At 69.2% G+C, this 10246-nt stretch carries 9 protein-coding genes; 7 read left to right on the forward strand and 2 right to left on the reverse strand.

All coding sequences use genetic code 11. The features are described from left to right. Both F3J10_RS31850 and F3J10_RS31855 read left to right on the forward strand, forming a co-directional pair. The coding region (locus F3J10_RS31850) for an aminopeptidase family protein P (RefSeq protein ID WP_167243764.1) at window positions 1–1412 on the forward strand (1412 nt) is incomplete at its 5' end. A gap of 59 nt (window positions 1413–1471) precedes the next feature. Then, complete coding sequence (locus F3J10_RS31855; protein WP_166915872.1) at window positions 1472–2095, forward strand: HAD family phosphatase; 624 nt, start codon at window positions 1472–1474, stop codon at window positions 2093–2095. Between the two features lie 97 nt (window positions 2096–2192). Here the strand turns inward: F3J10_RS31855 and ettA are convergent, their stop codons facing one another. Next, window positions 2193–3860 carry an energy-dependent translational throttle protein EttA gene (gene ettA, locus F3J10_RS31860; protein ID WP_013696497.1) on the reverse strand — a complete coding sequence of 556 codons (1668 nt, stop codon included), beginning with the start codon at window positions 3858–3860 and terminating at the stop codon, window positions 2193–2195. 406 nt (window positions 3861–4266) lie between these two features. On the opposite strand from ettA, the gene F3J10_RS31865 reads away from it, so the two are divergent. The 5 genes from F3J10_RS31865 (at window position 4267) to F3J10_RS31885 (ending at window position 9721) form a co-directional block, all read left to right on the forward strand. Beyond that, the gene (locus tag F3J10_RS31865; RefSeq protein WP_013696498.1) at window positions 4267–4611 is read left to right on the forward strand and encodes an MmcQ/YjbR family DNA-binding protein; all 345 of its coding nucleotides are present in this window, start codon (window positions 4267–4269) and stop codon (window positions 4609–4611) included. 312 nt (window positions 4612–4923) lie between these two features. Next, the gene (gene gabP / locus F3J10_RS31870) at window positions 4924–6327 is read left to right on the forward strand and encodes a GABA permease (protein ID WP_167243765.1); all 1404 of its coding nucleotides are present in this window, start codon (window positions 4924–4926) and stop codon (window positions 6325–6327) included. Window positions 6328–6581: 254 nt separating this feature from the next. Beyond that, window positions 6582–7385 carry a glycosyltransferase gene (locus tag F3J10_RS31875; RefSeq protein ID WP_167243767.1) on the forward strand — a complete coding sequence of 268 codons (804 nt, stop codon included), beginning with the start codon at window positions 6582–6584 and terminating at the stop codon, window positions 7383–7385. 96 nt (window positions 7386–7481) lie between these two features. Beyond that, complete coding sequence (locus F3J10_RS31880) at window positions 7482–8360, forward strand: beta-1,4-mannosyl-glycoprotein beta-1,4-N-acetylglucosaminyltransferase (protein ID WP_166915868.1); 879 nt, start codon at window positions 7482–7484, stop codon at window positions 8358–8360. Then, window positions 8357–9721: an O-antigen ligase family protein gene (locus tag F3J10_RS31885; RefSeq protein WP_166915866.1), complete on the forward strand. Its 1365-nt coding sequence runs from the start codon at window positions 8357–8359 to the stop codon at window positions 9719–9721. The genes F3J10_RS31880 and F3J10_RS31885 overlap by 4 nt, the downstream gene beginning before the upstream one ends. 76 nt (window positions 9722–9797) lie before the next feature. Here the strand turns inward: F3J10_RS31885 and F3J10_RS31890 are convergent. After that, window positions 9798–10246 (reverse strand): TolC family protein (locus F3J10_RS31890; RefSeq protein WP_167243766.1); only part of this gene is annotated, 449 nt, incomplete at its 5' end.

The following is a 10246-nucleotide window of genomic DNA, read 5'->3' on the forward strand; positions in this document are numbered from 1 at the left end:
TGGCGGCGCTGGCCGCGCGCGGCGTCGCGCTGCGCACCGATCTCGACCTGCTCGACACGATCTGGCCCGAGCGGCCGGCGCTGCCGGTCGAGCCGGTGTTCGAGCACGTCGCGCCGCACGCGCAGACGCGCCGCGCCGACAAGCTCGCGCAGATCCGCGAGGCGATGCGCGCCTATCGCGCCAGCGCGCATCTGATCTCGACGCTCGACGACATCGCCTGGCTGTTCAACCTGCGCGGCGCCGACGTCAGCTACAACCCGGTGTTCATCGCGCATGCGCTGATCACGCCCGAGCGCGCCACGCTGTTCGTGATCGACGGCAAGCTCGATGCCGCGCTGCAGGCGGCGCTGGCCGCCGACGGCGTCGAGGTGCGCCCCTACGAGGCGGCCCTGGACGCGCTCGCGGCGCTGCCGGCCGATGCCGCGCTGCTGATCGATCCGCGCCGCGTGACCTTCGGCACGCTGCAGGCGGTGCCCAAGGCGGTGCGCCTGGTGGAGGCGGTCAATCCCTCGACCTTCGCCAAGTCGCGCAAGACGCCGGCCGAGATCGAGCACGTGCGCGCGACCATGGCCCAGGACGGCGCCGCGCTGGCCGAATTCTTCGCCTGGTTCGAGGCCGCGCTCGGCCACGAGACCATTACCGAGCTCAGCATCGACGAGCAGCTCACCGCCGCGCGCGCGCGCCGGCCGGGCTTCGTCTCGCCGAGCTTCGCCACCATCGCCGGCTTCAACGCCAATGGCGCGATGCCGCATTACCGCGCCACCCCGGAAGCGCACCAGACCATCGAGGGCGACGGGCTGCTGCTGATCGACTCGGGCGGCCAGTTCGTCGGCGGCACCACCGACATCACGCGGGTGGTGCCGGTCGGCACGCCGACCGAGGCGCAGCGCCACGATTTCACGATCGTGCTGAAGGCGATGATCGCGCTGTCGCGCGCGAAATTCCCGCGCGGCATCCGTTCGCCGATGCTCGATGCGATCGCACGCGCGCCGATGTGGGCGGCCGGGCTCGACTACGGGCACGGCACCGGCCACGGCGTCGGCTACTTCCTGAACGTGCACGAGGGCCCGCAGGTGATCGCCCACTACGCGGCGGCCGATCCGCATACCGCGATGGAGGAGGGCATGATCACCTCGAACGAGCCCGGCGTGTATCGCCCGGGGCAGTGGGGCGTGCGCATCGAGAACCTGGTGGTGAATCGCGCGGCGGCGCAGACGCCGTTCGGCGATTTCCTCGAGTTCGAGACCCTGACGCTGTGCCCGATCGATACGCGCTGCGTGCAGCTCGAGCTGCTCGACGCGGGCGAGCGAGCCTGGCTCAACGACTATCACGCCACGGTGCGCGAGCGGGTCGCTCCGCTGGTGACGGGCGCGGCGCTGGCCTGGCTCGAGACGCGCACGCAGCCGATCTGAGAGGCCGCGGGCGCCGGGCCGGCCCGGTGCCCGCGAGGCAGAAACAGGAGAAAGCGGGCATGACCATCAAGGCGGTGGTATTCGATTTCGGCGGCGTGCTGATCGACTGGAATCCCGATTACCTGTACCGGCAGCTGATTCCCGATCCGGCCGAGCGGCGGCGCTTCCTCACCGAGGTCTGCGGGATGGACTGGGTGGTGCGGCAGGATGCCGGCCAGTCGCTCGAGGCGGGCACGGCCGAGAAGCTCGCCGCGTTTCCCGAGCACGAGGCGCTGATCCGCGCCTTCTACGCGCGCTGGTCCGAGATGATCGCCGGTACCTTCGAGCCGGGCGTCGCGCTGGTCGAGCGGCTGCACGAGGCGGGCATGCCGCTCTACGGGCTGACCAACTGGTCGGCCGAGACCTTCCCCCATGCCTGGGAGCGCTACGCCGTGCTGCGGCGTTTTCGCGACATCGTGGTATCGGGCCGGGTGCGGCTGGCCAAGCCCGATCCGGCGATCTACCGCGAGATGGCCGCTCGCATCGAGGCCAGCCAGCCCGGCATCGCGCCGGCGGAGCTTGTCTTCATCGACGACAACCCGCACAACGCGGCGGCCGCCGCCGAGCTCGGCTGGCACGGCATCCATCACACCGATTTCGAGCGCACGCGGGCGCGCCTGCGCGAGCTCGGCGTGGCGGCCTGAGCGGCGCACGTTCCCTTTTGCCGGCGTGACATGAAAAAACGGGCGAACCCGCGAGGGCTCGCCCGTTTCGTTCGTCATCGGCCAGGGGCCGCGGCGCTCAGCGGCTGATCGGCTTGAAGCGGATCCGCTTCGGCTTGGCCGCTTCCTCGCCCAGGCGCGCACGCTTGTCGGCTTCGTATTCCTGGTAGTTGCCGTCGAAGAACACCACCTGCGAATCGCCCTCGAAGGCCAGAATGTGGGTGGCGATCCGGTCCAGGAACCAGCGATCGTGCGAGATCACCATCACCGAGCCGGCGAACTCCAGCAGCGCGTCTTCCAGCGCGCGCAGCGTTTCCACGTCGAGGTCGTTCGAGGGTTCGTCCAGCAGCAGCACGTTGCCGCCCGCGATCAGCGTCTTGGCCAGGTGCAGCCGGCCGCGCTCGCCGCCCGACAGGTTGCCGACGATCTTCTGCTGGTCGCCGCCCTTGAAGTTGAAGCGGCCGATATAGGCGCGCGACGGCGTTTCGTACTTGCCGACCGTCAGCACGTCGGCGCCGCCCGAGATCTCCTCGAACACCGTCTTGTCGCTGGCCAACGCGTCGCGGCTCTGGTCGACATAGGCCAGCTTGACGGTCGGGCCGTGCACGATCTCGCCCGAATCCGGCTGCTCCTTGCCGGTCAGCATGCGGAACAGGGTCGACTTGCCGGCGCCGTTCGGGCCGATGATGCCGACGATCGCGCCGGCCGGGATCTTGAAGCTGAGATCGTCGATCAGCAGGCGATCGCCATAGGCCTTGCTGACGTTCTTGAACTCGATCACCTCGTTGCCCAGGCGCTCGCCGGCCGGGATGAAGATTTCCTGCGTCTCGTTGCGCTTCTGGTATTCCTGGCTGCTCAGTTCCTCGAAGCGGGCGATACGCGCCTTCGACTTGGCCTGGCGGCCCTTCGGGTTCTGGCGCACCCACTCCAGTTCCTTCTTGATCGCCTTCTGGCGCGCCGATTCGGTGGCCTCTTCCTGCTTCAGGCGGTCTTCCTTCTGGTCCAGCCAGCTCGAGTAGTTGCCCTTCCAGGGGATGCCGTGGCCGCGGTCGAGTTCGAGGATCCATTCGGCCGCGTTGTCGAGGAAGTAGCGATCGTGGGTGACCGCCACCACCGTGCCGGGGAAGCGCGTCAGGAACTGCTCGAGCCACTCGACCGATTCCGCGTCGAGGTGGTTGGTCGGCTCGTCGAGCAGCAGCATGTCGGGCTTTTCCAGCAGCAGCTTGCACAGCGCCACGCGGCGCTTCTCGCCGCCCGACAGGTGCTCGATCTTCGCGTCCCAGGCCGGCAGGCGCAGCGCGTCGGCCGCGATCTCGATCTGCTGCTCGGGGCTGCCGCCGTCGGAGGCGGCCAGGATCGCCTCGTACTTGGCCTGCTCGGCGGCCAGCGCGTCGAAGTCGGCGTCCGGCTCGGCATAGGCGGCGTAGATCTCGTCGAGTTTCTTCTGCGCGCTGAACACGTCGCCGAGCCCTTCCTCGACCGCCTCGCGCACCGTCTTGCTCGGGTCGAGCTGCGGTTCCTGCGGCAGGTAGCCGATGTTCAGGTTCGGCATCGGCGTGGCTTCGCCCTCGATGTCCTTGTCGACGCCCGCCATGATGCGGATCAGGGTCGACTTGCCCGAGCCGTTCAGGCCCAGCAGGCCGATCTTCGCGCCGGGGAAGAACGACAGCGAGATGTCTTTGAGAATCTGGCGCTTGGGCGGCACGATCTTGCCGACCCGGTTCATGGTGAATACGTATTGGGCCATCTGCGTCGTTGAAACTCGTGAAGGTTGGGGCCGCCGCCGGCCGCGTGGGGCGGCAGAACGGGCGACGGAGGGTCCGCTGCGGACAGGGGCGCCGCGCGCGAGGCCGCGGCGCTGCCGCGCGCATGCGCGGCGAGACCGCGTATTGTACTGCGCGGCGCGCGGGGGCCGCGAGCGCTGGCGAAGGCGGCGGAGGTCGCGGGGCGCTTACGGCGGTGGGCGCCGCGAAGGCCGTGAAGGTGGACGGCGGCGACGGCAGGAAGGCGGTAAAGCCGGTGAACAGGGCGAAGGAGGCCGGCGCCAGGCGACGACGGTGCCCCGCTTGCCGGGCAGGCGGCGCGCGGCGCTATCATCGACGGCGGGCGGCACCCGCGATGCCGCCGCGCGGCATCCCCTGGCTGGAGGCGCCATGACCTACGACGAACTGAGCCGGATCGCGCTCGCCTGGGCCGCGGTCGAGGCGGGCAGCTCCTACGGCACGCCCGCGCTGAAGGTGCGCGGCCATCTGCTCGCGCGGCTGCGCGAGGACGGCGACACGCTGGTGGTGAGCGGCGTGGGTCCGGACCAGCGCGCCCACCTGATCGAGAGCGAGCCCGACATCTATTACGTTACCGATCATTACCTGGGCTGGCCGGCCGTGCTGGTGAGGCTCTCGCGTGCCGATCCGGTGGAGCTCGCCGCGCTGCTGCGCCAGCGCTGGCGCGAGATCGCGCCGAAACGCGAGGTCGCCGCGTTCGACGCCAGCCACGACTGAGTCGAGCGGCCAGGACAGTCGCCGCAGCGTGGCTGCGGCAAATTGGCCCCATCGATCGGCCGCAATTGGCTCTCATTCGATTCGCCTGCGCCTGCTTACACTTTCGTAATTCCGAACGCCGCCCTTGCAGGGCGCGCACCGGCAACCGGGCCGCCAGCGGCTCGCTTCGCCAGCCGGGCGTGCATCGCAGGCCCTCCCTTCCAGCATGACCGAGCGCCATCTCCGCGCGGCCAAGGCGTGGCGGGCGGGCTCGCGCCTTGCGCGGGCGTTCGGCTCCGGGTCGTCGCGACCCCATCGAATCCAGGAGGAGACATGGCAGCAGAAAACGGTTCGGGCCTCGGCACCGGCCTCAAGCAGCGGCACGTGACGATGATGTCGATTGCCGGCGTGATCGGCGCGGGCCTGTTCGTCGGCTCGGGGCACGCGATCGCCGAAGCCGGGCCGGGCGCGCTGATCGCCTACGCGATCGCCGGCGCGCTGGTGGTGCTGGTGATGCGCATGCTCGGCGAGATGGCGATCGCCCAGCCCGACAGCGGTTCGTTCTCGACCTATGCCGATCGCGCCATCGGCCACTGGGCCGGTTTCTCTATCGGCTGGCTGTACTGGTGGTTCTGGGTGCTGGTGATCCCGATCGAGGCGACCGCCGCGGCCACCATCCTCAACGCCTGGTTCCCCGGCGTGGCGACCTGGATCTTCGCGCTCGGCATCACCTCGGTGCTGACCGTGACCAACCTGTTCTCGGTCAAGAACTACGGCGAGTTCGAATTCTGGTTCGCGCTGGTCAAGGTGATCGCGATCCTGGTGTTCCTCGCCATCGGCGGCGCGGCGATCCTCGGCCTGCTGCCGGGCTCGCAGGTTTCCGGCGTCTCGCGGCTGGTCGATCTCGGCGGCTTCGTGCCGAACGGGCTGGGCGCGGTGCTGGCGGCGATGCTGACCACCATGTTCTCCTTCCTCGGCACCGAGATCGTCACGATCGCCGCGGCCGAGGCCGACAATCCGCGCCAGCAGATCGTGCGCGCCACCAACTCGGTGATCTGGCGTATCTCGCTGTTCTATCTGGGCTCGATCTTCGTGGTGGCGGCCCTGGTGCCCTGGAACGATCCCCTGCTGGCCTCGCACGGCTCCTACCAGCGCGCCATGGAGCTGATCGGGATCCCGCACGCGAAGGCGGTGGTCGACGTGATCGTGCTGGTATCGGTGGCCAGCTGCCTCAATTCGGCGCTCTACACCGCCTCGCGCATGCTGTTCTCGCTGGCCACGCGCGGCGACGCGCCGGCCGCGCTGCGCCGCACCGACCGCAGCGGCACGCCGCGCGCCGCGGTGCTGGCCTCCACCGCGTTCGGCTTCCTGACCGTGATCGCCAACTACGTGATGCCCGAGCAGGTATTCGGCTTCCTGCTGGCCACCTCGGGCGCGATCGCGCTGCTGGTCTACCTGGTGATCGCGATCTCGCAGCTGCGCATGCGCCGCATGCTCGACGCCGAGGGCACCGCGCTGGCCCTGCGCATGTGGATCTTCCCCTGGCTGACCTGGGCGGTGATCCTGTTCATCGTCGCGGTGCTGGCGGTGATGCTGTCCCAGCCGGCGCACCGCCTGGAGGTGGGCGCGACCGCCGTGCTGGCGCTCGGGGTGGTGGTCGCGTCCTGGCTGAACCGCCGTGCGCGCGCCGCGGCGCGCCCGGCCGGCGGCGCCAGGATGGCGCCCGGCCCACGCTGAGCGGCGCTCCCCGCCCGAACCCGCCCAAATCAGCCCGCGCGAGCGGGCTTTTTTCATGGCGCCGGGCGGCGCGGCGGCGAAAAATCGTGTATTTTCCGGCACTTCCGGATCATCGACTTGCCAGTTTCGGCCGGCTTGCCGACAATTGACGCCCGTCGACGGCCCGGCCGCCGACACGCCGGGCGTCGAGGAAACGCCAGCCCGCGCAGGCTACACCCACGGGGAGAAGCACTCTGAACGCCCACGACTATTCCATCACCTTTGCCGTCTACAACCAGGTCGACTACACGCGTCAGTGCATCGACAGCATGATCGCCCACGGCACGCCGCTCGATCGCGTGGTGGTGGTCGACAACGCCTCGACCGACGAGACCCGCGCCTACCTGGAGGCGCTGCCGCTCGGCGGCCGGATCCTGAACCGCGACAATCTCGGCTGCGGCACGGCATGGAACCAGGGCGCGCTGCACCAGCAGGCCGAGTGGACCGTGGTGATGAACAACGACGTGCTGGTCTCGGCGAACTGGATCGAGAACCTGATCGGCACGGCGATCCGGCACGGCCTGAAGGTGGCCTCGCCGGCCCTGCTCGAGGGCGCGCTGGACTACGACTTCCAGGGGCTCGCGCCGCAATGGAGCGAAACGATGCGCGAGGTGCGGCGCGACGGGATCTGCCACGCGGTCTGCCTGGTGGTGCATCGCAGCGTCTGGATGGAGGTCGGCTACTTTCGCGCCGCGCCGGCCCTGCTCGGCTACGAGGACACGCTGTTCTTCGCCGAGCTGGCGCGCGCCAATATCGCCTCGGCGATCGTCGGCGCCTCCTGGCTCCATCATTACGGCTCGATCACGCAATCGGCGATGAAGCGCGAGCGCGGCCTGTCCGGCAAGCAGGGCCTGGGCATGCGTCGCAACTACCGGCTGCTCAACCAGAGCTGGCTGTCGCGCAAGCTCGATAAAATGCAGCGTGTGCGCCGCCTGCGCGACTGGCGCGACGGCGAACTGGCCCGGCACGGCATGACCGTGCACGGCGTGCGCAAGCAGTCCGAGTTCGAGTGGCTCTGAGCCGCCTGCACCGGCCCGCGAGGGTTCCGCGACGCGGCACCCGAGCGCCTTGCACGTGTTCCTTCCCTTCTTTTGCTCCGGCAGCCGTTGCCACCGATGAATCCGTCCCGTCCGAAGATCTACGACTGTTTCTGCTATTTCAACGAGGACATGCTGCTCGAGCTGCGGCTCGAGACCTTGTGGGACCACGTCGACTATTTCGTGATCGCCGAGTCGCGCTACACGCAGGTCGGTGATGAAAAGCCGCTGAATTTCGACAGCGAGCGCTTCGCGCGCTTTCGCGACAAGATCCGCTATCTCGCGATCGACCACCTGCCGCCGGGCGAGCCCGACATGTGGAAGAACGAGAACTACCAGCGCAGCTACCTGATCCACGGCCTGCACGACGCGGCGCCCGACGACCTGGTCGTGGTGTCCGACCTCGACGAGATCCCGCGCCCGGAATGCCTGCGCCAGTACGATCCGCGCCGCTACCTGCGCGCCGACCTGCACCAGTACTGCTACGCCTATTTCCTGAACAACCGCCTGATGGACGGCGAGGGTTTCGCCGACTGGATCGGCACGCGCGTGACCAGCTACCGGCACCTGACGCAGTTCTTCGGCAACGTCAACGCGGTGCGTTCCTACAAGTCGGCGGGGCTCTTGCGCTCGCTCAAGCGCGCCTGGTTCCGGCGCCGCAAGGTCCAGCACATCCACGACGCGGGCTGGCATTTTTCGTGGGTCACCAGCCCCGAGGCGATGATCCTCAAGATGAAGAGCGTCGCCGACCAGAAGTTCATGCGCGACGAGTTCCAGGACGTCGCCTATATCGAGAGCCGGATCCGCTCCGGGCAGGACGTGCTCGACCGGCCGCTGCGCTATGTGCCGCAAGCGCTCGAACCGCGCCAGTTTCCGCGCGGGATCGTCGAGGCGCGCGAGCGCTATGCGCGCTGGCTGATCGACGCGCCGGCGGGCGCGACGCGGGGGCAGGCATGATGCCGGTCGATCGTCGCGCCGGGCCCGGCGCCGCGCGTGGGGGCCGGCTGGCCGGGTTGACGGCGGGCTTCGTCGGCCGCCCGGGCGCCCCCTGGTTCGATGCCGCGCTGGTCGGCCTGACCTTCGTCGCGGTCGCGCTGTACATGTCGCTGCGCGGCGCGGCCAATTTCTGCCTGATCATGCTGGCCGTGCTGTCGTTCGCCGACCTGCCGGCCGCCTGGCGCGAAGCCGGCCGCGGCATCAACCGGCGCGCGCTGCTGGCCGCCATGGTGGCGCTGGCCGCGCCGATCGTGGCGGTGGCGATCGGCCAGCTGCTGCGCGGCGACTGGATCGCCAGGGCGTTCGATGCACCCTCGCGCCTGCTGCTCGGCATCCCCGTGCTGCTGGTGTTCCATTACAAGCGGATCGACGTGGTGCGCATCGTCGGCATCGCCGCGCCGCTGGCGCTGATCGGGCTGGTGGCGCAGGTGCACCTGGATCCGCATGCGCTTGCCGCCTGGAGCGGGCGCTACGCGACGTATTTCGTCGACACCGACACCTTCGGCGTCTACACCTTGCTGCTGGCCGTGATGGCCACCTTCGCCGCCGCGACGGTGGCGCACACGGGCGGCTTGCGCGCCCGGATCCTGATCGCCATCGGCGTGATCGCGGGCGCTTACCTGGTGATCGGTTCGCAGACGCGCACCGCGTGGCTGCTGGTGCCGATCGCCGTGGTGCTGTGGTTCGTGCTGCGCCGCCCCAGGCTCGACGTCAGGATGCTGGCCGGCATCCTCGCGGTGATCCTGGCCGGCGTGGCGTCGCTCTACGTGTTCCATGGCGTGGCTGACCGGCTGTTCAGCGTCTATACCGAGACCTCGTCGTGGGTCAATCGCTCGAACCCCGACACGTCGGGCGGGCTGCGGCTGACGATGTGGAGGATCGCCCTGGTGCTGTTCGCGCATCGGCCGCTGCAGGGATACGGGGACAATGGCTACCGCGCCTTTCTCGATGCGGCGTGGATCACCTCCTTCGCCAGCCCGCGCGCCATCGAGACGATCTCGGCCGGGCCGCACAACGAACTGCTCGCCAACCTGCTGCGTTCGGGGATCGCCGGCGGGATTGCGGTGGTGCTGGAGTTCGCGGTGCCGCTGGTGCTGTTCTGGCGCGCGCGCCGTGCCAATAGGCGGGCCCGCCTGACGGCCGATACCGGCCTGGTGTTCATGCTGTGCCTGATGGCGGCCTGCGTCACGTTCGAGATGTTCACGCTGAAGTACGCCTCGACCTTCAATGCGCTGATGATCGCGGGCCTGCTGGCCCAGGCGCTGGCCGAACGGGCCGAGCCCGACGAGGCCACGGCCGGAACGGCCTCGCGCGACGCCTGAGATCGCCAACGGCGCCGGTGATGTTGCCCGGCGCCGTTTTTGTTTTCCTCGTTCCTCTTTTATCCGGTGGCCGGGCTCAGCCGGCCTTGGCCGCCGGCTTGCTGTAATCGACCGGTGCATCGGCCTCGCGCGGCTGGTCGCCGTTGTGCTCGATCCAGCCGCCGCCCAGCGCGCGGTACAGGTCCACCAGGTTGGTCCAGCGCGCCAGGCGCGCCGAGATCAGCGTGGTCTGTGCCGTGTACAGGTCCGTCTGCGCGGTCAGCACGGTCAGGTAGCTGTCCACGCCGTTGCGGTAGCGCAGGTCCGACAGATCATAGCGACGCTGCTGCGCCTGCTCGTTGCGCGCCAGCGCCGCGATCTGCTGGTCATACGTGCCGCGTGCCGCCAGCCCGTCCGATACTTCGCGGAACGCCGTCTGGATCGCCTTCTCGTAGTTCGCGATCTCGATGCGCTTCTGCACGTGCGCCAGGTCGAGGTTCGCGATGTTCGAGCCGCCCTCGAAGATCGGCAGGGCGATGTTCGGCG

It is taken from the genome of Burkholderia sp. Cy-637, assembly GCF_011753175.1.
Lineage (GTDB): Bacteria > Pseudomonadota > Gammaproteobacteria > Burkholderiales > Burkholderiaceae > Burkholderia > Burkholderia gladioli.

What these genes read in the sequence shown, in the direction of transcription:
- F3J10_RS31855 (WP_166915872.1), top strand. Translation starts at nt 1,472, where the DNA reads ATGACCATCAAGGCGGTGGTATTCGATTTCGGCGGCGTGCTGATCGAC.
- ettA (WP_013696497.1), bottom strand. Translation starts at nt 3,860, where the DNA reads ATGGCCCAATACGTATTCACCATGAACCGGGTCGGCAAGATCGTGCCG.
- F3J10_RS31865 (WP_013696498.1), top strand. Translation starts at nt 4,267, where the DNA reads ATGACCTACGACGAACTGAGCCGGATCGCGCTCGCCTGGGCCGCGGTC.
- gabP (WP_167243765.1), top strand. Translation starts at nt 4,924, where the DNA reads ATGGCAGCAGAAAACGGTTCGGGCCTCGGCACCGGCCTCAAGCAGCGG.
- F3J10_RS31880 (WP_166915868.1), top strand. Translation starts at nt 7,482, where the DNA reads ATGAATCCGTCCCGTCCGAAGATCTACGACTGTTTCTGCTATTTCAAC.
- F3J10_RS31885 (WP_166915866.1), top strand. Translation starts at nt 8,357, where the DNA reads ATGATGCCGGTCGATCGTCGCGCCGGGCCCGGCGCCGCGCGTGGGGGC.